19 protein-coding genes and 1 other RNA gene are annotated in these 23,837 nt (G+C 34.6%); 9 read left to right on the top strand and 11 right to left on the bottom strand.

Annotated elements, in window-relative coordinates; all coding sequences use genetic code 11:
* Positions 1 to 3 precede the first annotated feature (3 nt).
* The 9 genes from OLM53_RS00380 (at position 4) to OLM53_RS00420 (ending at position 13,034) form a co-directional block, all read left to right on the top strand.
* Positions 4 to 1,938 carry a RagB/SusD family nutrient uptake outer membrane protein gene (locus OLM53_RS00380; RefSeq protein WP_264521074.1) on the top strand — a complete coding sequence of 645 codons (1,935 nt, stop codon included), beginning with the start codon at positions 4 to 6 and terminating at the stop codon, positions 1,936 to 1,938.
* 14 nt (positions 1,939 to 1,952) lie between these two features.
* A complete protein-coding gene (locus OLM53_RS00385; protein ID WP_264521075.1) occupies positions 1,953 to 4,118 on the top strand; it encodes a sialate O-acetylesterase in 2,166 nt (721 codons plus the stop codon).
* A gap of 29 nt (positions 4,119 to 4,147) precedes the next feature.
* The gene (locus OLM53_RS00390; protein WP_264521076.1) at positions 4,148 to 5,635 is read left to right on the top strand and encodes a sialate O-acetylesterase; all 1,488 of its coding nucleotides are present in this window, start codon (positions 4,148 to 4,150) and stop codon (positions 5,633 to 5,635) included.
* Between the two features lie 5 nt (positions 5,636 to 5,640).
* Entirely contained in the window at positions 5,641 to 8,349 is a 2,709-nt protein-coding gene (locus tag OLM53_RS00395; RefSeq protein WP_264521077.1) for a glycoside hydrolase family 2 TIM barrel-domain containing protein, read from the top strand.
* A gap of 13 nt (positions 8,350 to 8,362) precedes the next feature.
* On the top strand, positions 8,363 to 9,553 hold the full coding sequence (locus tag OLM53_RS00400; protein ID WP_264521078.1) for an MFS transporter: 1,191 nt from the start codon (positions 8,363 to 8,365) through the stop codon (positions 9,551 to 9,553).
* Positions 9,554 to 9,574: 21 nt separating this feature from the next.
* Positions 9,575 to 11,017 carry a class I adenylate-forming enzyme family protein gene (locus OLM53_RS00405; RefSeq protein WP_264521079.1) on the top strand — a complete coding sequence of 481 codons (1,443 nt, stop codon included), beginning with the start codon at positions 9,575 to 9,577 and terminating at the stop codon, positions 11,015 to 11,017.
* A 19-nt stretch (positions 11,018 to 11,036) separates the two neighbouring features.
* Positions 11,037 to 11,612: a malonyl-CoA decarboxylase domain-containing protein gene (locus tag OLM53_RS00410; RefSeq protein WP_264521080.1), complete on the top strand. Its 576-nt coding sequence runs from the start codon at positions 11,037 to 11,039 to the stop codon at positions 11,610 to 11,612.
* A 24-nt stretch (positions 11,613 to 11,636) separates the two neighbouring features.
* Positions 11,637 to 12,653, top strand: a complete 1,017-nt coding sequence (locus tag OLM53_RS00415) for a LacI family DNA-binding transcriptional regulator (protein ID WP_264521081.1) — start codon at positions 11,637 to 11,639, stop codon at positions 12,651 to 12,653.
* 234 nt (positions 12,654 to 12,887) lie between these two features.
* The gene (locus OLM53_RS00420; RefSeq protein ID WP_264521082.1) at positions 12,888 to 13,034 is read left to right on the top strand and encodes a hypothetical protein; all 147 of its coding nucleotides are present in this window, start codon (positions 12,888 to 12,890) and stop codon (positions 13,032 to 13,034) included.
* Between the two features lie 387 nt (positions 13,035 to 13,421).
* Here OLM53_RS00420 and ssrA read toward each other — a convergent pair.
* The 11 genes from ssrA to OLM53_RS00475 all read right to left on the bottom strand — a co-directional run bounded on the left by ssrA (position 13,422) and on the right by OLM53_RS00475 (position 23,823).
* Positions 13,422 to 13,819: a transfer-messenger RNA gene (ssrA, locus tag OLM53_RS00425) on the bottom strand.
* Between the two features lie 266 nt (positions 13,820 to 14,085).
* The gene (locus tag OLM53_RS00430) at positions 14,086 to 14,835 is read right to left on the bottom strand and encodes an Asp/Glu racemase (RefSeq protein ID WP_319799853.1); all 750 of its coding nucleotides are present in this window, start codon (positions 14,833 to 14,835) and stop codon (positions 14,086 to 14,088) included.
* A gap of 37 nt (positions 14,836 to 14,872) precedes the next feature.
* Complete coding sequence (locus OLM53_RS00435) at positions 14,873 to 15,499, bottom strand: class I SAM-dependent DNA methyltransferase (protein ID WP_264521083.1); 627 nt, start codon at positions 15,497 to 15,499, stop codon at positions 14,873 to 14,875.
* Positions 15,500 to 15,501: 2 nt separating this feature from the next.
* Entirely contained in the window at positions 15,502 to 16,416 is a 915-nt protein-coding gene (locus tag OLM53_RS00440) for a fumarylacetoacetate hydrolase family protein (protein WP_264521084.1), read from the bottom strand.
* Positions 16,413 to 16,592, bottom strand: a complete 180-nt coding sequence (locus OLM53_RS00445; protein ID WP_264521085.1) for a hypothetical protein — start codon at positions 16,590 to 16,592, stop codon at positions 16,413 to 16,415. Before OLM53_RS00445 ends, OLM53_RS00440 begins: the two co-directional genes overlap by 4 nt.
* Before the next feature lie 5 nt (positions 16,593 to 16,597).
* Positions 16,598 to 17,707, bottom strand: a complete 1,110-nt coding sequence (locus OLM53_RS00450) for a cupin domain-containing protein (RefSeq protein WP_264521086.1) — start codon at positions 17,705 to 17,707, stop codon at positions 16,598 to 16,600.
* Position 17,708: 1 nt separating this feature from the next.
* Positions 17,709 to 18,689 (bottom strand): carbon-nitrogen hydrolase family protein, encoded by a 981-nt coding sequence (locus OLM53_RS00455; protein WP_264521087.1) that lies wholly within the window; start codon positions 18,687 to 18,689, stop codon positions 17,709 to 17,711.
* Positions 18,690 to 18,695: 6 nt separating this feature from the next.
* Entirely contained in the window at positions 18,696 to 19,127 is a 432-nt protein-coding gene (locus OLM53_RS00460; protein WP_264521088.1) for an acyl-CoA thioesterase, read from the bottom strand.
* Between the two features lies 1 nt (position 19,128).
* Positions 19,129 to 20,649 (bottom strand): T9SS type A sorting domain-containing protein, encoded by a 1,521-nt coding sequence (locus OLM53_RS00465; protein WP_264521089.1) that lies wholly within the window; start codon positions 20,647 to 20,649, stop codon positions 19,129 to 19,131.
* 10 nt (positions 20,650 to 20,659) lie between these two features.
* Positions 20,660 to 22,240: an FMN-binding glutamate synthase family protein gene (locus OLM53_RS00470; RefSeq protein WP_264521090.1), complete on the bottom strand. Its 1,581-nt coding sequence runs from the start codon at positions 22,238 to 22,240 to the stop codon at positions 20,660 to 20,662.
* Positions 22,237 to 23,823, bottom strand: a complete 1,587-nt coding sequence (locus OLM53_RS00475; RefSeq protein WP_264521091.1) for an AMP-binding protein — start codon at positions 23,821 to 23,823, stop codon at positions 22,237 to 22,239. Before OLM53_RS00475 ends, OLM53_RS00470 begins: the two co-directional genes overlap by 4 nt.
* Positions 23,824 to 23,837: the final 14 nt, after the last annotated feature.

A 23,837-nucleotide genomic window follows, 5' to 3' on the forward strand; every position in this document is an offset into this window, starting at 1 on the left:
AAGATGAAAGTAAATTTATTTATAGGAACATTGGTAACCTTTTTATTTTTTGGTTGCACAAACTTTTTAGACGAAAAAAATGAAACTGATTTAAACACTGATTTTATTTATAAAACTCCAGAAGGTATTGGCTTTGCAGTTACTGCTCTTTATAGTATAGAAAGAGATTTAGCAAATTATGGAAATTCTGAACAGAGTTTACCAGCCTCATCACTTCTAGGAGGAGACGATATTACATTTACTAGAGCAGGTGAAAGTTCAGGTGAATGGCAAGGACCAGCGTGGTATGATCAAACAAAACTTAATTCAGCAAATAAAGATATTGAAGGTTTTTGGAATTATAATTACAAAATAATTGGAAAAGCTAATGAGATTATATATTATGCTTTACAGTTGGATCAATCTAATCCATTAGTAATTCAAGCATTGTCTGAATTATATTGCTTTAGAGCCCATGCTTATTTTAATTTATTAAGAAGATATGACAATATTTATTTTACTACAACAGCAATAACTCCCTATAATGTAAATGATCCTATTGATTATCAAGTAGCAGACCAAGCTGTAGTTATGGCTCAAATAAAACAGGATTTAGACTTTGCTATCAATAATCTTTCTTGGACAACGCAACAAATAGGAAGATTTACAAAAGGTTTTGCAAGACACGTTAAAGCATTATCAGATATGTGGCCAATAAATGGGGATAGTTCATCAATGGATTTAAATGATGCTATTGTTCAGATAGAAGCTATAACAAATTCAGGAACCTATGCTTTAATGCCAGAACCAAAAGATGTATTTGCACCCACTTCTTTTTCTGGGACTAGTGCAAAAATAAACAATAGCGAATCTATTTTTGTTCATCAATGGAGCAATGCAATTGGAGGAGCAGGATTAAACTTTCAAGGAACTTTATCAGGGCATCGTTTTGCTGCAGCAACACTTACAAGATATGATAAATCAACAGTTTTAAATGGAGCAACAAGTCCTGCACTAACTACTGATATGGAACAAGGAGGAGTCAGTTGGGGAAGAGTTTATCCAAATGATTACTTGTTAAGTTTATACGATAAAGTTAATGATAAACGCTATAACCAATATTACAGACACTTTTTTACATTTAATAATATACCTTCTTCAACGCCACTTGTTAGAAAATTAATTATTCAAGCGCAGGATATTAAGTATCTTTTTATCAACGGACAACCTAATCAAAATTTAGGACTACCTGCAAATATTATTTCAGTATTACAAGGTTTTGGACCCGTTAATGCTTTAAATAAAACGCTTACTTTTAATTTTGTTAATGGAGATAAAGTACCAAAGTTTATGGTTACAAACTATGCTTTCCTTTTACGCCCTTCGTCAACTAAATATCTTGACAAATGGACAAGAGATATTACTCAAAACCCTTCGTTTAAAGATATTACAATATATCGTTATGCAGAAACTTGTTTACTTGGGGCAGAAGCTTATTTACGAAATGGAAATGTTGGTAAAGCATTAGAATTTTTTAATAAAACATATACAAGAGCAGGGAATACTGCAAAGACTGGTGGGCTAACTCTACAAGATATTTTAGATGAGGACGCTAGGGAGTTTGGACAAGAAGCTTATGGACATAGATGGTACACGTTAAAAAGATTTGGTCCAACAACGATGGAAGCACAAATAAAAGCTAACTCAGGATGTCAATATAAAACCAATATCAACGATTATATATACACAAATGATAGCGATTTTAACAGTTATTTAAATAGGATAAATTATAATCCATTAACTGGGAGAACCGATATTACAACTAATATCTCAACGGCTACCAATTACTCAACAGTACGAACAAATTTCGACAAGTCAAGAAATGTTAGATGGCCAATTCCTCAAAGCCAGATTAACGCCATGGGAGGTAATTTCCCACAAAACACTGGATACAATTAATATATAAAACAAGGATGAAAAATCTATTTTTCGGTATAATTATATTTTCTCAATTAATTAATAGTCAATCACAAGCTAACTCAAAAATAAAACTTAATGGGTTAGCTGGAATTTATTATAAATCACTTATAATAGAATCAAAACCATGGGAAAAAGGGAAAGATTTACCATGGGCAAGCTATGAAACCTGTATAGTTAAAAACCTAGAGGGATTTAAAATAAAAACTAAAAATAATAAAACGGTTTACGGTAGTGATACCTCATCAAAATTTAAATCAACTGGTTTTTTTCGTGTTGAAAAACAAGGAAAAAGATGGTGGATTATTGACCCTTTTGGTTACAGAAACCTACAAGTTGCTGTCAATTCTCTGAGACCAGGAAAGTCTGAAAAAAATAATGAAGAATTAAAAAAACAATTTGGTGAACCCAAAAAATGGTTAAAAGCTACTATAGATTCTTTAAATGATATTGGCATATATGGTGCTGGTTCTTGGAGTGAAGATGAATTAGTCAAACAATATAATAAAGATTCAAAAACCCCATTTACTTATTCCCCAAATTTGAACTTTATGAGTTCTTATGGGAAAAAGCACGGAGGAACTTATCAATTGGCTGGAAATACAGGATATCCCAACCAATGTATTTTTGTTTTCGACCCAGAGTTTGAACAATTTTGTGATGAACGTGCAAAAGAATTAGTCCAAAATAGCAATGACCCTAACCTTTTTGGCTATTTTTCTGATAACGAATTACCATTAGGAATTGAAAATTTAGAAGGTTATTTAAAACTCGAAAACAAATCCGATGCTGGTTATATAGCAGCTACTAAATGGCTTGAAAATAAAGGTGTTTCTACTGAAAAGATTACAGATAAACTTCGTGAAGAGTTTGCTGGATTTGTTGCTGATAAATATTATTCTATAGTTTCAAAAGCTATAAAAAAGTACGATCCAAATCATTTGTATTTAGGCAGTAGATTACACGGTAACGCAAAAAAAACAGAGTCAATTATTGTTGCTGCTGGCAAATATTGTGATATTTTATCTATCAACTATTATGGTGATTGGTCACCAGATCCGACATTAATAGATATCTGGGATCGTTCTGCAAAAAAACCATTTATAGTTACAGAGTTTTACACCAAAGCAATGGACGCTGGATTAGCAAACACTACAGGTGCAGGTTTTACAGTACATACACAAACAGACAAAGGATATGCATACCAACATTTTTGTTTGAATTTGTTAAATAGTAAATCTTGTGTTGGTTGGCATTATTTTAAATACCAAGATAACGATCCAACGGCTAAAAATGTAGATCCTTCTAATACGGATTCAAATAAAGGTTTAGTCAATAATTCATTTCAATATTACAAATCATTTGTAACATTAATGAAAGAGTTCAACGAAAATAAATACAACTTAATTCAATATTTAGAAACCGAATCACCCACGGTAAAGGCTAAAGAACCAATGGACATCATTCTCGCAATAGGCCAATCAAATATGTCAGGAAGAGGAGAAATTCCTGTTGAAGATTCTAGTAAAATGACTGATGTTTTTCTATTGAATAAAGACGGAAATTTTGAACCTGCGGCACAACCTTTAAATAAATATTCCGATATTGAAATGGCAATTAAAGAATTGAAATTACAAGGTGTAAGTCCTTCCTACTCTTGTATGCTTAATTTGCAGAAAACACTAAAAAAACCACTTGGTTTGGTAATGAATTCTCAAGGAGGATCTTCTATAAAACTTTGGTTTAAACCCGGGAAACCAAATTATGACTCTTCGCTTATTAGAGCAAAAGAGGCTCAAAAGCATGGGAAATTAGTTGCAATTATTTGGAATCAAGGTTCTACAGACAATAAAGAAGCTCAAGGTGACAATTTTGAAACGTATAAAGCTAATTTAAAAGAAATGGTTCAAAATTTGAGAAAAGATTTAAACGAACCTAATTTGCCTTTCATTGTTGGTGAACTTTCAGAACGAGTTGACTTCATCGATTTTAATACTAAAGTTGTTCGGACGGTTAAAGATTACATTCCAAATAGTGATTTTGTTACTGCAGAAGGAACTAAATTATTAGAAGATAATATTCATTTTGATGCCAAAAGTGCTACTATTTTAGGAGAAAGATATGCCTTGAAGGTTTTAGGATTTTTGCAAAATAAAAAATAAATCGCAACCTTTTTAAACAATCATTTTAATTGAAAATTCTATTCAAAATAGTTTTTTTTCTGCTCTGTAATTACATCTATGGTGCAGTTCAATTGCCTTTGCTTTTTTCAGACAATATGGTATTGCAGCAAAATTCAAAAGTCAATTTTTGGGGAAAGGCATTATCTAATGAAAAAATCAGGATCAACGTTGATTGGCAAAAAAACGAGTATACGACCAATGCTGATAGTCAAGGAAATTGGCAAATTTCAATTGTAACGACCAAGGCTAGTTTTAAAGAACATACCATTTCAATTAAAGGCACTAACGAAATTGTACTTCATAACGTTTTGTTAGGTGAAGTTTGGTTTTCATGTGGGCAATCCAATATGGAATTGGTTATGCGTAAAGTAAAAGATGCTGATCAAGAAATGAAGGAAGCGGATTATCCCAATATTCGGCTCTTTAATGTTAAGAAAAAAAAGGCTGATGACCCTCAAACTGATATTCCTGAAGGATCAAAATGGGAGCCATGTTCGCCTCAAAGTGTCAAAGAATTTTCAGCTATGAGTTACTATTTTGCTCGAAAAATGCAACAGGAACTAGATGTTCCCATAGGGATTATTACAGCCAATTGGGGAGGAACAGGTGCAGAGTGTTGGACACCTTCCGAAAAAATGAAAGGCAATCCGGTTTTGAAAAACATATATTCCCGTTGGAATCAATGGGAAATAGACAAAGTCAAAGATAGTATTGCATTTGTTGAAGTCAAAGGGCTTAACCCTAAACAAGAAGAACCACGTTCCGTTTATATGACTAAAAGACAACACAGGAGACCAGCTGTTTTGTATAACGCTATGGTAGCACCGCTTATGCCCTTCACCATAAAAGGAGTTATTTGGTATCAAGGAACTTCCAATCGGGAATGGGCAAATGAATATTTAGAGCAAATGAAAGCCTTAATTTATGGTTGGAGAGAAAATTGGAAAGTAGGCGATTTTCCATTCTATTTTTTGCAATTAACTGCCTATAAATACAGCGATAGTAATTTGGCAGCAATCATAAGAGAAAATCAATTAAAAACACTCGAAGTTCCTAATACTGCTATGTGTCCAACCATGGACATTGGCGATTTAAATGAATTGCATGTTACTTATAAATTACCTTACGGAGTTAGATTAGCCAATATCGCTTTAGCTAATTCCTATCACAAGAAAATTGATTTTTGCGGCCCTTTGTTTCAACAATTTCAGATAAAAGGGGATAAAATTGAAATCACTTTTTCGTTCAATAAAAATTTACATTTCACAGGAGAAAAGCTAAATGATATTTTTATAGCGGGTAAGGATAAAAAATTTGTTAAAGCAGTAGCCTCAATAGAAAATAACAAGCTGATTGTTTTTTCACCGGATGTTAGAGAACCCGTTGCCGTTCGCTACGCATGGAATAATACAAGAGAAGCAAATCTACTGAATGAAGCCAATTTACCTGCATCACCATTTAGAACGGATTCTTGGGAAAATATAATTATTGAATAATAATCATGAAGAAAAGAGTAATAAAGTATTTCTTTTTTGTTTGCGCTTTACTTTTTGGTATCGCTAAAAGTAGTACTTTATATTCTCAAAATAGTAAACAAGAAGCCACTATAAATTACACTATCAATGAATCTTGGAAATTTTCACAAGTAGATTCAAAAGACAACAGTAAAAACAATATCGATACAAAAGCATGGTCTGAAGTTTCAATGCCTCACACTTGGAACGCGAAAGATGCCATTGACGATGTTCCTGGTTTTTTTCAAGGGCCATGTTGGTATCGAAAAGATTTGTTTATCGGAAATGAATCCCTAAATAAACGTGTTGTACTACATTTTGATGGTGCTAATCAGGTTACCGAACTTTATGTTAACGAAAATTATGTAGGTAAACATAATGGAGGCTATAGTGCATTTGAATTTGATATAACTTCATTAGTTATTTCGGGTAGTAAAAACACTATTGCCATTAGAGTCGATAATTCCATCAATCCTTCAATACCACCATTATCAGCAGATTTTACTTTTTTTGGGGGAATTTACAGAGGAATATCATTACTAATTTCCAATAAGAGTTGCATCTCCTACACTGAATTTGCTTCATCTGGAGTTTTAATTTCAACACCTATAGTTTCAGATAAAGAAGCATCGGTTGAAGTAAAAACTAATGTAAATAATTTTTCTGCCGAAAAGAGAAAATATATAATTAAGCACGAGCTAATTTCACCAGATGGCATTATTTTGTCTGTGGTTTCAAAAAGTATTGAGATTGTTGCAAATGCGAATACTATCATTGTAACCAGCCCATTTAAGATCGAAAAACCAAAATTGTGGTCTCCTGATGCTCCTTTTTTGTACAGCGTTAAAACAACTTTGTCTGATGCTAAAACAAAGATAATTCTTGACCAAAAAGACACGTCATTTGGGGTTCGCTGGTATGAATTTACGGCAGATAAAGGTTTTTTTCTAAATGGTAAACCGCTTAAATTAATTGGAACCAACAGACACCAATGTTATAAAGGCATTGGCAATGCTTTGCCTGATGAAATACATGTACGAGATATAATGTTAATTAAAAATATGGGAGCTAATTTTTTAAGAGTTTCTCATTATCCTCAAGACCCTTTGGTTCTCTCTCTTTGCGACAAATTAGGAATAGTTACTATGGTAGAAATACCAATTGTAAATGCCATCACAACATCGGATGCCTTTTTAAACAATTCATTAAAAATGATAGATGAGATGGTTTACCAAAACTATAATCATCCTTCCGTAGTTTGTTGGGGATATATGAATGAAGTATTGCTAAGATTGCCATTCAAAGATATTCCTGAAAAAAATATAGCCTATTGTAAAGAAGTTAATCGTCAGGCAACTGTAATAGAAAAAAGACTAAGAGAATTAGACCCAAAACGTTATACCATTATTCCGTGTCATGGAGCTCTTAAATTGTATAAAGAGGCTGGATTGTTAGGAATACCAAAAATCATTGGCTGGAATTTGTACCAGGGTTGGTATAGCCCAAAATTGGAAGGCTTTGAAGAATTTGTAGATGATTTCCATAAAGAATATCCAAAAACGCCTTTTTTAATTACCGAATATGGGGCAGATGTAGACGAAAGATTACATTCCTATACTCCGGAACGCTTTGATTATACCGTTGAATATGGTGCTGTCTATCAGGAACATTATTTGAAAACCATACTGGACAGAGATTTTATTTCCGGTGCAACGCTATGGAATTTAAATGATTTTCACTCTGAATACCGAGGTGCAGCTGTTCCGCACGTCAACAAAAAAGGGATTGTCAGCCAAACAAGAGAATTAAAAGATACTTATTTACTGTATCAAGCACATTTGCTGAAGTCACCATTTATAGCTTTTGGATCAAAATCATGGATAATCAGAGCCGGTGTTTCCAATGATACTTTACTCAAACAGCCAATAACTGTGTATACTAATTTGCCAAAAATAACTTTGACTTGTAACGGAAAAGAACTTGGAGATTTTACTGCAGAAAACGGCATAGTTCGAACGAATGTTTTTTGTAAATCAGGTGAAAATAAACTATGGGCTTTTGACAAAAATAATAATCAAACTCAGGATTTTTACAGCTTCGACTGTCAAGTTGTTCCGGCATATTATACAGATAAGAATGTTACTGATCTCAATATTATGTTGGGTTCTAACCGTTATTTTGAAGACAAAGATGCTGCTGTTTGTTGGATTCCGGAACAAGAATATACCAAAGCAGGAAGCTGGGGTTATGTTGGTGGAGAAGCCTTAAAAGTTAAAACTAAAAACGGTACTGTTCCTGCTTCTGATTTAAACATTTTAAACACAGAAAATGATCCGATTTTTCAAACACAACGAATAAATATCAAAGAATTTAAAGCCGATTTGCCCGATGGCAATTATTATGTGTATTTATATTTTACCCATCTTTTTCCAATAAATGAAAAACAAACTTTAGCCAATAATTTAGATAACGTTAAAGTCGCACAAAACAGTCAAAATTTTGTTTTTGATATTCTTATAAATGGGCAACTCTGGATTAAAGATTTTGACATTTTAAATCAAATTGGAAGCGAACGTTCAGTAATTAAGAAAAGCATTGTAAGTATTTCAGAAGGCAAAGGACTTACAGTGAGTTTTAATACAAAAGGAGAGAATAAATCTATTTTAAATGCAATACGAATTGAAAAGGTAAATTAAACAAATTATAATTATGGAAAACAATCAATCATTGACAAGTAAAGAACAAAAGCTGGCACTTTATTGTGCTTGTTTAGTAGGCTTTTCATTTTCGGCAAACTATACCAATCATGCACCACTTAAAGATTGGCTAATGAAAAGCTTCGATACCCCCGAACTGCCATTCACCAAAGCAATGTTTGGATTTTTAACTACAGCAATTTTTTTAACCCATGCTTTTATGCAAATTCCGGCTGGTCATTTTGCAGATAAATTTGGACCCAAAAAGGTGTTGTTTTTTGCTTTGAGTATAGTATCTATAGGTAATTTAGGAATGTCCTTTGCCACTAGTTACGATCAATTATTGTTATGGAAATTTTTAATCGGATTTGGAACAGGCTCTAGTTTTGTTTCAGGAGCGCGTTATATCTACCAAACTGCTTCAACTGAAAAATTAGCACTATATCAAGGTTATTATGGTGCAAGTGTTTTGTTGGGTTCTGGTTTTGTAATTTTTGCAGTTCCTCAAATTGCAAATTTATTCAATGGTTGGTCTCAGGCTTTTATATCTACTGCTATTATTGCATACATTGCTTTTATGGTAGTTTTATTTATAGCACCAACACCATTTGTTAAAGAACATCCCCATAGTTCATTACTGAAAATGCTTTCTAATAGTCAATTGTATTTATTAGGAATTGTTCAAATGGCATCTTTTGGTTTGGTAATTGTTATTGGCTCATGGATAACCGAAATGTTAAAGGAAAACTTTGAATTTGAAAATAAATTGGTAATCCCTTTTATAGCATCATTGATACTTCTTTTGGGCATTTTCACAAGACCTATGGGAGGGAAGTTAGTCTTGAAAATAGGCGTTAGAAAACTTTTGCTTTTTAGCTTAATATTAAATGCGACTGCCTGTTTTATCCTTGCTTATTTCAGCAAAGTATTAGCATTAGATTGCATTGCTATTTTAATGTTAGGGGTTGGCTGTGGATTGCCTTATGCCGGTTTATTTAACAGAGCCGCTGCTATGTTTCCGGGAAGAGCAGGAGCTGCTATGGGATTGGTAAATATGTTAGGAATAATTTTTATTTTAATTGGCGCGCCATTAGTAGGTAAAATAGCTGATTTGAGCGGAAGTTTTTCTGCTGCTTTTCTAACGCTAGGTTTATTTGCTTTTGTAGCTTGTCTAATTTCAGTTAGAATTAAAAACGAATATTAAAAAAAACAAAATCTTATTTAAATGAATTTAATTAATCTATTCGATTTGTCTTTAAAAGGAAGAAAAGACAAAGTAGCTATAGAATTTAATAGCAAAACTTTCACTTTTGGCGATATTGATTGTCGTAGTAATCAAATGGCAAATTTTCTAGTTAGTAAGGAACTAGAAGTTGGTGATCGTATCTGTGTTTATCTCGAAAATTGTGTCGAAATGATAGATTTGTTTTTAGCAGCAGCCAAAACAGGAGTCATTTTTATTCCAATTAATATTTTATATAAAGAAAGAGAGGTTTCCCATATCATAGCTGATGCAGAACCAAAATTAGTGATTAGTGACGGAGAATTACCTGGTGGTTTCGATTCTATCAAATTAACTGATTTAATTGCTCAAGTGAGTTCTTTTACTACCGATTTTGTTCCGGTCTTAACCAATGGAGATACTCCAGCTGCTTTGGTTTATACCAGTGGTACAACAGGTTTGTCCAAAGGGGCTATATTAACACATAATAACTTTATTTCTAATGGAATTAATTTGGTTACTTGCTGGAAAATTACGGAAGAGGATCGTTTTTTATTATCACTACCATTATTTCATGTTCATGCTTTAGCCAACGGCATTAATTGTTGGTTAATAAGCGGTTGCACTATGAAATTGCTAACACGATTTGAACATCAAAAAGCAGAAAATGAGTTTATGACATTCCAACCGTCCTTATTTTTTGGAGTACCAACAATGTATATTAGATTACTTGATTTACCTTCAGATTCAGCCTATAAAATAGGTCAATTTATGCGCCTTTTTGTTTGTGGATCTGCACCTTTATCATCTCAAACCATGACGGATTTTAAAGAAAAATTTGGTCACGATATTTTAGAACGATATGGTATGACCGAAACTTTAATGAATATTAGTAATCCATACATAGGAGAACGAAGACCAGGGACCATTGGTTTTGCTTTACCCGGAATTTCAGTAAAAATCATGTTGCCCGACGGGACACCGGCAGGTATTGATGAAGAAGGTGAAGTTTATATTAAAGGACCCAATGTATGTGCCGGTTATTGGAAAAGAGAACAGGCAACGATAGATTCATTTGTAGATGGCTATTTCAAAACAGGTGATATGGGTATTTCATCTGTTGATGGTTACATTACGCTTAAAGGACGTAAAAGTGATTTAATTATTAGCGGTGGGTTTAATATCTATCCTAGAGAAATTGAGGAGTTTCTATTAGAACAACCCGGAATAGTTGAAGTGGCTGTAATTGGAATTCCCCACGAAACTAGGGGGGAAATGCCTGTAGCTTATATCGTTGCAAATGAAAATTATGATGCAAAATACATAGAAGAAATTTGTAAAAAAACATTTGCTTCTTTCAAGATTCCTAGAGACTTCATCTTAGTTGATCATCTACCAAGAACTGCTTTGGGAAAAATACAAAAACATTTATTACTTAAATCTTAACTTCTTAATAATATAAAAAATGATACTTCAGCATGGGCAGGAAGGTTTTGACAACCATTGGTTAGAACTTGTAAAGTATGATCCCGTACACCCTTTAATTCCTTTTGAAAAGAGAATTACTGGAAATAGGACTATTTTCGTTTTTACTGATAACAATATCCCACAATTTATGGTTTGTGCTAGAATAGGAAATAAGTTAACCCATAACATGAAAGACGTATTATCTGATGATGGATATTCAAGTAAATTTGATGTCACTTATGCTATTTTTTATTCCATTTTCAGATTGCCAAATGCTACCCTAAAGGGGGCAGGCAAAATGGCTATTACAGAAATATTAGAAATATGTAGAAAAAAAGAGGTAAACCGTTTCTTTACGTTAAGTCCGATACCCTCTTTGAAAAATTCTTTCAAAGAAATCCCAAACGAATCTCAGATAAGAGCCTATTTAGAATCATTTGAAGGACCCGTTTCAAAATTTCATTTAAGTAATGGAGCCAAAATTCAAAGTGTCAATTTTAATGCTGATTCTAGCGAGATTCGATTAAATGAAAGTTGGGGAATTATGGTTAATTACGACTATAATTTTTTATAAACAGTTTAAAATAAAACTATAGAAATGAAAGCACAATTTACATTGAAGCAAATTGCTAAAGCATTAGACGTTTCTGTAGCTACAGTTTCAAAATCACTAAATAACAGTCCCGAAATAAGTGGTAGCACTAGAATAAGAGTCCAAGAATATGCTAAAAGCATTAATTATAAACCAAACTTTTTTGGGTTAAATCTTAAAACCAAAAGCACAAAAACAATTGGATTAATAATACCGAGTGTAAAAAACTCTTTTTTTGTTAAAGTATTTAGCGGTATTGAAAAAATAGCAGATGAAAAAGGATATAGCATTATTACTTGTATATCCAATGAATCATTAACTAAAGAAAAGCAGATATTGCATATGCTAAGCAATGGAATTGTAGATGGAATTATTTTATCAATATCAGCAGAAGCTCAAAAACAAAATGAGTTTAATCATATTAGTGATGTCGTAGAGCAAGGAATACCATTGGTAATGTATGATAGAGTGGCCAATGAAGTAGCTTGTGACAAAGTAATTGTTGACGATATGGAGTCTGTAATTTTTGCGGTGCAAAATCTCATAGATGCTGGACGAAAAGAAATAGCATTATTCTCTACCATTAATAATTTAAGCGTGGGTAAATTAAGATTGAAAGGGTATATTGAAGCACTAAACAATAATGGAATTATTTTTAAAGAGGAGTTAGTAGTTTTAAATGATAGTAAAACAGAATTTGACCTCAATATCGAGAAGTTTTTCAAAACGAATAAAGTGGATGGTATAGTAGCAATAGATGAATACTCTTCCTTTAAGGCTTTAAAATTATCATTGAAAAAAGGGTATAATATTCCCTTAGATATAGAAATTATTGGTTTTGCAGATGGTATTTGGTCTAACCGTATGAATCCAAGTTTATCAACAATGAGCCAACATGGAGAAGAAATGGGACAAGTTGTGGCACAATTATTAATTGAAAAATTAGAATCCAAAGAAGAAAAATTATTCAAAACTATTGTAATCAATACCGAATTAAGAAAACGAGAAACAACAAAAAAATGATTTTGTTTTGAATATAAATAATAGTAATTAAAGAGTTTTCAAAAGCTTTTTAAATTAAGAATATCAGCAGAAAATACAAGAGAAGTTACAAATGATGATGTAACAGAACTCAAGAAAGAAAATCAGTTTTAAAAAGGTGATTATTGCGTCCAACTTATTATTCCATTCGGTACTCATAATGCTGGTTTTTGTCAAGCTATAAATACCAATGATTTTATTGGTTATTGGAGATGTTTGGATGAAGAAGCTAGAAAATTATTCTTCTGGAATGATGTAAATGGTAAATTACTGTTGCATGAAGTGTCAAGCACATCAGGAAAATCATCAGACATTACAGCCTTTAGAATAGATAACGATTCAATTTTCATGAGAACTTTTTAACCTACAAATTATGCTTCTAAATTGTTTATACAGCTATTGACAAAAAAATATTAATGTGTGAATTAATATGGGAAGTTGAAGGTACGTTAGTTTACACAAAAGTAAAATGACATTTCAGAGGGCACTTTCTTTAAAGTGCCTTTTTTTATAATTAGTTTATTGTTATGATTTAACTACTTAATCACAATTATCCACATATCAGATTATGGTCTGAGATTTTCTGAGCTTCTTTAGAGAGATAAATTGGATATAGAAACTTTCAACTATAGCTTTTTCAATGTTTGCCTAGAAAAGGTTTAGTTTTTCTTGTAGTTTTAAAAAGATACCCATAGTAGTTTCCAATAAAAAAAAGTGGACAATTATCGAAAAAAATCGAGTTGTCCACTTTAGTGGAGTCGCCGAGAATCGAACTCGGGTCCAAACAAGCAACTAAAGAGTTTTCTACACGCTTATTTCCTGATTGAATTTTCGATATCGTGATAGGCCAGGAACAGCCACACGATACTTATCTTCTTTGTTTTTCGTAACAGCCCCGAAGCTTCACTGTTCTTAGGTTTATTTTTACGATTCACCTGTGCCGACCGCCACAAACCAAAGCTATCGAGGTGAATCCTGCTTTCCTACCTTGTAGGACGAGGCTAATCTTACTTTAATTCAGATTATGCAGCAAGAGCGTAGTTTCCTTCGCCGTTTATGTTTTTGTGAATTTGGATTTACGAGCAAAAAACACAATGCTCGACGTGCTTACAATTCAATTCGACTTGCTGTCAAAACCAGTCGACCCCAAATTTGTTTTTTGAGTTATCAAAAATTGTACCGCAAAAGTAGTCTATTAGATTAAAATTTACCAAGTAACCAATAAATAATTATAAAAATTATAATGGTTGATAGGCAACCACCGCCAAGTTTTTTGGCAGTAATTCCAGCTATTAGCGTTTTAAAGATTCCGTTCATACTAATGAAGTTTTAGGGTTAATGTAGTTACAAAATTCTAAAAACTATTATTATTTATTTTATGAAATCTTTTTATAATATTATATAATTGCTAGATTTAATACTTCCCATTTAGTAACTCTCCGCCGATGATGGACATAGGTTTTATGCCTAATTTCTTCATCATTTCATAGGTTGTACAGACAGCTGCTGATGTTACTGGAATACCACATTCAGCCTGAATTAAATCGATGGCTTCTAAGGAAGGCATTTGGACACAAGCTGATACTACTAAAACATCTACATCGGTTAAGTCTAATTGTTTGTAGATTTCCAATAAGTTCATTGGGTTTTGCGCGGCAACTTCTAAGTTATCAGGGATTTCGAGTGCGATACTTTCTTTTACTTTGATGCCTTGATTTTCGATATAATCCACCACCATATCAGTTAACGGTCGCATGTAAGGGGTTATAATGGAAACTTGCTTAGCTCCTAAGACTTTTAAGCCATTTATCAAAGCACCAGCTGAAGTTACAATAGGCGTTGGGAAATCATTGGCAATAGTTTCTTGATGTAAATTGACTTCGGAAACACAGTGATAGCCTCTTCCCATACTCATGATGGCTACTAGGCAAGCGTATCCCATTACATCTACATGAGCATCGGATAATTCTTGAGCGCATTTTAAACTCATGGCATCCATCGCTTCTAGTTCTTCTTTGGTTACTTTTTTCATACGCATACGGCTGCTGTGAAAAGTAAAGCGTTCTGGTAATATACTTTCTCTTGCTCTGAAAATAGCAGGAATTTCGGTTTCCATGGTAACGTTTGAGGAAGGGACGATTTGGCCTATTCTGTATTTACTCACAATCTTATATTTTTTAGTGTTCGTGAACCTTGCGGTTTCATTTGGTTGCAATTATAATTAAATCAGTGGTGTCTTGTTGGTTGTGTAAATAGTTTTTACGCTGCAATTCGATAATTTTAAAACCGGTATTTTCTAGTGCTTCTGTTAGGTAATCTTCTTGGTGGTAATTCATAAAAATTTCATCGCCTGAACTTCCTTTTTTAAAACCGGACTTACTATTGTCATCTTCCATAGTACTAATGTAAAGCACTCCGTTTGCATTTAAAACTTGACTGGAATCAGTGATAAATTGAATGGCTTCCTTTTTTGAAAGATAGGGTAATCCGAATCCGCACATTATGGCATCAAATTTTTTATTTAGATTTTTTATTTTCTTGACATCGAGCAACTCAAAATTGGCACTTGGATTATTTTTTTTCGCTAAGCTAATCATATTTGGAGCTAAATCTGTTCCAAGGATTTTAATATCGGGGCGTTTTTCTAGTAGATATTTGGTAATATTTCCTGGTCCACAAGCCAATTCTAAAACAGTAGCTTTTTCACCTACAATGTTATTGCAAAAGATATCAAATGAATCATGATATAATGATACATCCATAAACTTGTCTTGATAGGCATTGGCAAGTTTATTGAATACTTCTACTGCAATTTTGGTTTGATCCATTCTTATTTTAAATCTTTAACAGTATTTACAATGGTTCCAATTCCTTCTACAGTGGCTTCAATAACATCGCCATCGTAAAGCCATTCTTGAGGATCTCTACCCGCACCAACACCAGCTGGAGTTCCAGTTGCTATGATATCGCCAGGTTCCAAAGTAAAAACGATACTCAAATCCTCGATTAACTCATTAATATTGAACAATAGAAATTTGGTATTGGAGTTTTGCTTTTCAACTCCATTTACTTTTAGCGATAAGTTTAGGTTGTGTGGATTTTCGATTTCGTCTTTGGTAACCAAAATGGGTCCCATGGGAGCAAAAGTATCCTGACCTTTAGACACTATCCATTGGCCTTCACGACGGCAATCTCTTGCTGAAACATCATTGATTACGGTATAACCAAAAACATATTCCATAGCATCGGCTTTGGGAACATATTTTCCTTTTTTGCCAATAACTACTGCTAATTCTACTTCCCAATCTAATTGTGACGTTAGTTTGGTATTTTTAATGATATCAGTGTTTGTAGCTGTAACGGTTGTTGGTGGTTTTGAAAAGATAATGGGTTTTTGAGGCAGTTTCCCAGTTGTATCTAATGTACGGGCACTTTCTGAAACATGTTCTGTGTAATTTAATCCAATGCCTATGATATTTTTTCTTGGTTTTGGAATAGGAGCAAGGAAGGTAATTTCATCCATTTGATATCCAATTTCATCAAAATAAACTTGTTCCGTATCGGCCACCATATCATTTAATTCTTCCACTAATTCAAACCCCATATCGATTAATTCCAGCATCGATGAAGGTAATGGGAAGTTGGATATCTCGCCAAAATCTTCCATGTCAATGACCTGATTATTATGGATAAACCCTAGACGTGGTTCGAAGTTTTCCTTTAAAGTATAGGTAAGTAGTTTCATTGTTTTTTTATTACTTTTTTATAAATTGTAAATAGGAGTAATGCCGACCAAAAGAAAATATTGGCAAAACCTATTATGGTAGCAATTTTGTCTTCTTTTTTGATTAAGTTGAATCCGAGAAGAATTAAACTTATTGGAGTTACAAAAGCAGCAAAGAGATTTAATTTGTCCTTCATTCCTTTTAACCGATAGTTTGGTGTCCGTTATTCTCTGTATATTCTCTTCCTTGAAATAAGCCTAAACCTTCAATTACTGGCAAGTCATTGAAGTTAAATAAGCAAGCATCTTCTGTTTCAGAAGCATTGTGATGTTCGTGCCAAGCCCAAGATGGAACGCAGAAAATATCACGTTCTTTCCAATCAAAACGTTTTCCGTTGATTATAGAATAGCCTTTTCCTTTGGCACATTGATACACAAAAGAACCAGTGTGTTTATGCGCTTTTCCTTTGAATCCGGCTGGTAGTAATTGTATTGAGGCGCCCATGGTTTGCATTACGTGGCCTCCAGTCATTGGGTTGGTGTACTTCATCAAAATTCCGTCAAATGGGTTAGGTTGATTGACTTTGGCCGACTCTAACAAAGCAGGATAGACTTTTTTCCACGAGTATTTAAATAAAGGAGAATACGGTTTATCCCAAACTATATCGGCTGGAACTAAACCGTTTCCGTCAAAGGATAAAGGTAAATGATTGATTGGAGCGATAAGAGGTTGCTTGCCATCATAAACCGCATAATCATTGGCTTCTAAAGCATTGACCAAGGGAATGTCTAATCCGTCTTGCCAAATACAGTTTTTTCCGCCTTCTTCTACACCGTGTTCGTGCCAAGTAGAATTTGGAGTGATTACAAAGTCATTGACTTCGAGCATAATTTTATTACCGTCTACAACAGTATAACCTTTGTCTCCTTCCATGATGAAACGTAATGCCGAAGCTCTATGACGGTGGGCAGAAGTGCTTTCTCCAGGACGTGTAACTTGAATTCCGGTATATAACCAACCCACAGCCGCAGAAACGTCTTTTCGTTTATCGTTTACCAAATACACTACTCTTCTTCCGGCTTGTTCTGGTGTTACTAATTCGGATGATTTTAAGACCAATTTACGCAAGTCATCATATTTCCATAACATCGGAACAGAATTACTTCTGGGTTCCCATGGTTCGATGTCATTGGCTACTGTCCATAATGCACCAGCACCAAGTACTTCTAGTTCTTTATAATATGCCTCTAGTTCCGGTGTGTCCTGAACTCTTGCTCTTCCAATTTGGTCGTCAGAATGATTTTCGTTCATTTTATTTTTTATTAAATTCTTCGTGATTGTCTATAAAAGTAATCTTTCTAGTTGGAGCAGTATTTACTCTCAAATCAAAAATATCAAAACGGTTGTAATGTCCAAGGATGTCGTGCATTTGTTTGGGTTGGATGCATTTTTCTAAATCGATATCAGCATAAACAATTCCTTCGTCGTCAATTAGGGGTTTACCCACTACAGCACCATTAGGGCCAATAATTCCAGAGAAAGCAGAGTTTTTTCGAGTAAGCAATTCTTCTACATTAGGAACATCTGGTTTTAAAGCTTCCATTATTTCTTTGGATATTGTTGAGCACGAAACGATGGTAAACAGTTTTCCTTCAAAGGAATGTGCGGCTGCTCTGATTTTTATTGCTTCGGCCATATCATAATCTGGTGGAGCGACAGGTAACGAAATATAATTGGCAATATGAATTAATTCGCCTTGAGATAATAATGTAAAACGAGCTAAAGTATTAGTGTTTTCGCCACAAGCTAAAGTTCCGATTGGACCAATTTCTGTGTTGTACACTTTTAACGAAGAACCATCACCTGAAGTCCATGTGAGTTTTTCAGCCCAAGTTGGCACCAATTTTCGGTGTTTGCCGATTAGTTTTCCGTTATTGTCAATGATTAGATTAGTGTTGTAAATTTCGCCATAACTATCACCGCGTTCGTTGATTCCGATAACAATATGGCAATTGTAGTTCTTCGCTGCCTGAAAAAGAGGTTGCATCACTTCGTCATCTACTTTTACGGATGATTTGTATAATTGCTCATACCATTTACTTCCTTGAACTGGCGTCATAATCCAGTTCCAATAAGGATAACCTGCTACAAATACTTCTGGAAAAGCTACTAAACGGGCTCCGTTAGCAGTGGCTTCTTTTACAAAAGAAATGGCTTTTTCTATTGTCTTTTCTACATTTAGAAAAACAGGAGAAGTTTGGACTGCCGCAGCTTTGAATTTTTTGAATTCCATAAATAATTATGAATTATGAATTACGAATTTTGCTATTTTTTCTTTCATATCCTCATTGAAAGCTTGAGATTTAATAGTATTTCTGTCTTCAGCAATAGCAACGTTAACCAAGGTTACTTCCCCTTCTAAACAGGTTTTTCCTTGTTCATCTTCAAAGCGAAAACCACAAGTTACAGAAGCTCCGCCAAGAGTGATAACCCAAAGTTTTTTGGTTAAAACTTCTCCTAAACGCGCTGCTTTTTTGAATTGCACTTTCAAATCTACTGTTGGAATTCCGTTGGTTTCATGGATTTTTGAGAAAGGTCTGTCTAAGGCTTCTTCAAACCAATCTTCGACCAAATCGTTTAGCATTTCCAGAAAACGCGGATAGAACACTATACCAGCGTAATCAATATGTTTAAAACGGATTTTTTCTTGTTTTGTGAAAGGTTGGTTCATATTATTCTTTTATGAATTTACAATGGTATGTTGTTTCGCTTGAAAATACTTGAATGATATAGGTTCCCGAAGATAGACTGTCAATGTTGAGATTTGTCATATTTCCAAATTGTTCTAAGACTTTCTTTCCTAAAACGTCGGTAACGCTTATTTTAATAATTTCTACCTCCTCTGGTAACTGTAATTGAATATGGCTTGAAGTAGGGTTTGGATATACTGTCAAGTTTCTTTTTTCGAAATTTATTGTGTTTAGTGGATCAGGATTTAGTTTCACAATCCAAAAATCACCTCCTCCATTTACGCTGGTTACATCGCCGGTTGCTGTTGATGTTCGTCCTGCGATGATAAAACCACCATCTAGGGTTTGATGTATTTCACGTCCTTCATCATTAGAAGTGCCGCCCAACGATTTTTGCCACAAGATAGCACCTGTTGGATTTAGTTTTACTATCCAATAATCATCGTAACCGTGATTTCCTAACACATCATAATCAGTTGATTCTGAACGCCCAGAGACTATATAGCCACCATCGGAAGTTTGATCAATACCGTAGGCAATATCCCTGTAGGTGCCACCAAGCGATTTTTGCCATTGTAAAGTTCCAGCTGCTGAAAGTTTTACAACCCAATAGTCATCATTGCCATAACTTACCGTGACAGCACCACCAACACCGGAAGAATCACCTGCAATAATAAATCCGTCATCTATAGTTTGTTTGATACAATATGATGAAATACTGCTGTAGCTTCCTACTGCTTTTTGCCATTGTAAAGTGCCAGCCCCGTTTGTTTTTACAATCCAGAAAGCACAATTAAGATTTCCTGTTACATCGCCATTCATTGAATAGGTATAGCCGGTAATGGCATAACCACCGTCTTTGGTTTGTACGAGACTAAAGGCATTATCACTGTTTGTGCCTCCATAGGTTTTTTCCCATTGAATGTTTCCGTCCGTATTTAATTTTAGCAACCAAAAGTCATCAGAGCCATGATTAAAAGAAACATTTCCATTAGAAGAGGTGGTTGTGCCGCAGACTATAAATCCTCCGTCGGTACATTGTTGAATGCCGGTACCTTCATCCCAACCCGAACCACCATAGGTTTTCATCCAAAGTAAACTTCCGGTTGCAGAAAGCCGAGCTACAAAAAGATCTTCATATCCCTGATTAAGTGTAATGTCACCATTGTTTGAAGAGCTATATCCCGTGGCAATATAACCACCGTCTGTGGTTTGCCAAATACTATTAACTTCATCCATGTTTGTTCCTCCAATGGCTTTTTGCCATTCGATTGCACCGACATTATTTACCTTTACAATCCAACCTTCACCATTTCCGTGCAAACTGACAACATCACCATCAATTGAAGAGGTGACTCCTGCGGCAATGTAGCCCCCGTCAAAAGTTGGCTTAATTGTATAGGCCATGTCATATTCACTGCCACCATAGGTTTTTTGCCATTGAATAGTAGGAGCTTGAGAAAAGCAATTTATTGCAAAAAATAAGAATATTAGTTTTTTCATAAATCGATTATTAAAATTTCTCTGCAGAGGCATTCCTCCAAAAGTACAAAAAATCCAAAGGAACTGTTCCTTCATTTAACAAACATCCATTGTCTAATTCTGGATATATTTCGTAGAACGTTTTTACTTGCGTTCTATCGATTCGCGTGCTGACCACGGTTCTGTCTACATCGTCGGGATGTTCTATTCCTGCTGAGGCCATTAAATCCATAGCGCTTTTCACAGTTTCTTTTTGGAAACGGGCTACTCGAATACTTTTTTCTTCGGGAACTAATCCTTTCATTAGTTTTTCATCTTGTGTGGCTACTCCCGTTGGGCAAGTATTGGCGTGACATTCTAGGGCTTGTATGCAACCTAAAGCGAACATCATTCCGCGAGCAGAGTTACATAAATCGGCACCAATCGAAAGATTTTTTATGATGTCAAAACCAGTAATTACTTTTCCGCTACAGATAATTTTGATTTGATCTTTGATTCCGAAACCATTTAAGGCATCGTAAACAAAAGCGAGTGCTTCACGTAAAGGCATTCCAACATGATCTGAATATTCTTGTGGAGCCGCGCCAGTTCCTCCTTCGCCACCGTCTACTGTAATGAAATCAAGATAGGTTTGAGTTTCAACCATCGCTTTGCAAATAGATAGGAATTCTGATTTGTTTCCGATACAAATTTTCATTCCGATAGGTTTTCCGCCTGAGCCTTTTCGCAATAATTGGATGAAATCCATTAATTCCAATGGAGTAGTGAAAGCGGAATGAGTTGGTGGAGAAACAATGTCGTGACCTTTTGAAACTAGACGGATATTGGCAATTTCATCGGTAACTTTTTCTTTGGGAAGAATTCCACCATGACCGGGTTTGGCTCCTTGTGAAAATTTGATTTCAATCATTTTGACACTGCTCAATGTTGCTCTTTTTACATATTCATCATAAGAGAACTTGCCATCATCAGTTCGACAACTGAAATATCCGGTTCCTATGTTCCAAACGACATCACCACCTTGTAAATGATAAGGAGACAAGCCACCTTCACCTGTATTGTGATAAAAACCACCTTGTTTGGCACCATTATTTAAGGCTAAAATGGCATTTTTACTTAATGCTCCAAAACTCATTGCACTAATATTAAACAAACTCGCTTCATATGGTCTTTCACATTGAGTTGACCCAATTCTGACACGAGGATTTTCGTTTACATTTGAAAATGAAATGGCTCTAATGCTGTGATTTATCCATTCGTAGCCTTCGTCATAAACATTGAGTTGGGTTCCAAATGGTTGTGAATCGATAGCTTTTTTGCTACGTTCGTATACTAAATTTCGTTGTAAACGGTTGAATGGTTTTCCTTCCAAATCTGTTTCTATGAAATATTGACGCATTTCAGGTCCAAGTGATTCTAACAAATAACGCATTCTTCCTAGTAGCGGAAAGTTACGGCGAATGGTATGAATGGATTGGTACATATCGTATAATCCCATTAAAATAAGCGGGATAAATATCAATAATAAGAAACTGAATTTCCAATTGATATAAGTCAATAGACCAATTATGGATAGCGATGTTATAGCAAATAGTATAAATACTTTTCTCATGATTTTAATTTAAATCGTTGGATTTTTCCAGTTTCAGTTTTGGGTAAAGCTTCGGTAAAATAAATTACTCTTGGATACTTATAAGGCGCTGCTACTTCTTTGAACCAGCGTTGAATATGGTTTTTCATGTTGTCGGTAGCTTTGTGTTTTTCTTTTAAAACAATGTGGGCACAAACTAGCATACCACGTTCTTCATCTTGCAAACCCACTACGGCGCATTCTAAGATATCCTCGTGCGTCAGAAGTACACTTTCCACTTCAATGGCAGCAATGTTATACCCTGAAGATATAATCATATCATCGCCTCGAGCCACAAACCAAAAATAACCGTCTTCCTCTTGGCGGAAAATATCTCCGGTGATATTCCAACCATTTTCTACGTATTCTTTTTGTTTATCGATTCTATTTAAATATTTACAGCCTGTGATGCCTCGAACTGCTAATCTTCCGGGTTCGTTGGTATCAACTTTATTTCCGTTTTTGTCAATGATTTTGGCTTCGTAACCTGTAATGGCAACACCAGTCGCGCCAGGTTTCATATTCTCTTCATTTGAGGAAATAAAAATATGCAGCATTTCAGTAGAGCCAATTCCGTCTATGATTTTCAATCCAGTAGCATCATACCAATCTTGCCAAACTTTTAACGGAAGGGTTTCTCCAGCTGAAACACATTTGCGTAAGCTGGAAACATCAAACTCCTTTACTTTAGAAGTGATGACTCGCCAAGCTGTGGGAGCTGTGAAGCAAATGGTTATTTTATGTTCCTGAATAGCTTGTAACAGCATATCGGGTGTTGGTTTTTCTATCAAAAATGTTGATGCACCAAAATACAATGGGAACAAAACCAATCCGCCTAAACCAAAGGTGAATCCTAGTGGCGGGCTACCAGTAAAAATATCGTTGATGGTGGGTTGCAGTGAATAGTTTGGAAACGCTTCGCAAATATTGAGAATATCTTTGTGATAATGCGATGTCATTTTGGGAAGACCAGTAGTTCCTGAGGTGAATCCGATAAGGGCTATTGCATCTGATTTTGAATGATAATTGGTAAATGTTTTAGGTTTGGATGACATCATTATTTCTAACTCATCGTAGAAACAAGTTCTCTTGAGAAAATTCGATTTGACCAAATTCATTTCGTCATGTAAACTCTTTTCACATAAAGCATGTGAGATTTCGGCACAATCTATAATGGTAGTTAATTCTTTAGCACGAAGCAATGGCATTGTGGCAACAACAATTCCCCCCGCTTTTATAATCGCAAACCAACACGCCACCATCATTGGGTTATTGGAGGAGCGAATCAACACACGATTTCCCGATTCTAATCCTAATTCATCCACTAAAACATGCGCAATTTGATTGGCTTTTTCGAATAAATCCTGGTAAGTCCAAGTAGTTTCAAAAGTTCGGATACAAGGATTATTTCCTCGACCCTCTTTGATATGATGGTCTAATAATTTGTCCACACAATTCAACATTTCCGGATGTTGGAACTGAAGTAAATCAGTAAAAATATAATCCGGCTGCAAGTCTAAACCAGGTAAATGTTCGTGGGAGAAATTGTCAGCGTAATGTTTCATCCTAAAATTTCGAA

It is taken from the genome of Flavobacterium sp. N1994, from assembly GCF_025947145.1.
GTDB lineage: Bacteria > Bacteroidota > Bacteroidia > Flavobacteriales > Flavobacteriaceae > Flavobacterium.

Excerpts from the sequence above, each read along its gene's own strand:
- OLM53_RS00460 (WP_264521088.1), bottom strand. The coding sequence starts at position 19,127 with ATGAACCAACCTTTCACAAAACAAGAAAAAATCCGTTTTAAACATATT.
- OLM53_RS00470 (WP_264521090.1), bottom strand. The coding sequence starts at position 22,240 with ATGAGAAAAGTATTTATACTATTTGCTATAACATCGCTATCCATAATT.
- OLM53_RS00455 (WP_264521087.1), bottom strand. The coding sequence starts at position 18,689 with ATGGAATTCAAAAAATTCAAAGCTGCGGCAGTCCAAACTTCTCCTGTT.
- OLM53_RS00410 (WP_264521080.1), top strand. The coding sequence starts at position 11,037 with ATGATACTTCAGCATGGGCAGGAAGGTTTTGACAACCATTGGTTAGAA.
- OLM53_RS00440 (WP_264521084.1), bottom strand. The coding sequence starts at position 16,416 with ATGAAACTACTTACCTATACTTTAAAGGAAAACTTCGAACCACGTCTA.
- OLM53_RS00380 (WP_264521074.1), top strand. The coding sequence starts at position 4 with ATGAAAGTAAATTTATTTATAGGAACATTGGTAACCTTTTTATTTTTT.
- OLM53_RS00445 (WP_264521085.1), bottom strand. The coding sequence starts at position 16,592 with ATGAAGGACAAATTAAATCTCTTTGCTGCTTTTGTAACTCCAATAAGT.
- OLM53_RS00395 (WP_264521077.1), top strand. The coding sequence starts at position 5,641 with ATGAAGAAAAGAGTAATAAAGTATTTCTTTTTTGTTTGCGCTTTACTT.
- OLM53_RS00435 (WP_264521083.1), bottom strand. The coding sequence starts at position 15,499 with ATGGATCAAACCAAAATTGCAGTAGAAGTATTCAATAAACTTGCCAAT.
- OLM53_RS00385 (WP_264521075.1), top strand. The coding sequence starts at position 1,953 with ATGAAAAATCTATTTTTCGGTATAATTATATTTTCTCAATTAATTAAT.
- OLM53_RS00475 (WP_264521091.1), bottom strand. The coding sequence starts at position 23,823 with ATGAAACATTACGCTGACAATTTCTCCCACGAACATTTACCTGGTTTA.
- OLM53_RS00400 (WP_264521078.1), top strand. The coding sequence starts at position 8,363 with ATGGAAAACAATCAATCATTGACAAGTAAAGAACAAAAGCTGGCACTT.
- OLM53_RS00465 (WP_264521089.1), bottom strand. The coding sequence starts at position 20,649 with ATGAAAAAACTAATATTCTTATTTTTTGCAATAAATTGCTTTTCTCAA.
- OLM53_RS00405 (WP_264521079.1), top strand. The coding sequence starts at position 9,575 with ATGAATTTAATTAATCTATTCGATTTGTCTTTAAAAGGAAGAAAAGAC.
- OLM53_RS00450 (WP_264521086.1), bottom strand. The coding sequence starts at position 17,707 with ATGAACGAAAATCATTCTGACGACCAAATTGGAAGAGCAAGAGTTCAG.
- OLM53_RS00415 (WP_264521081.1), top strand. The coding sequence starts at position 11,637 with ATGAAAGCACAATTTACATTGAAGCAAATTGCTAAAGCATTAGACGTT.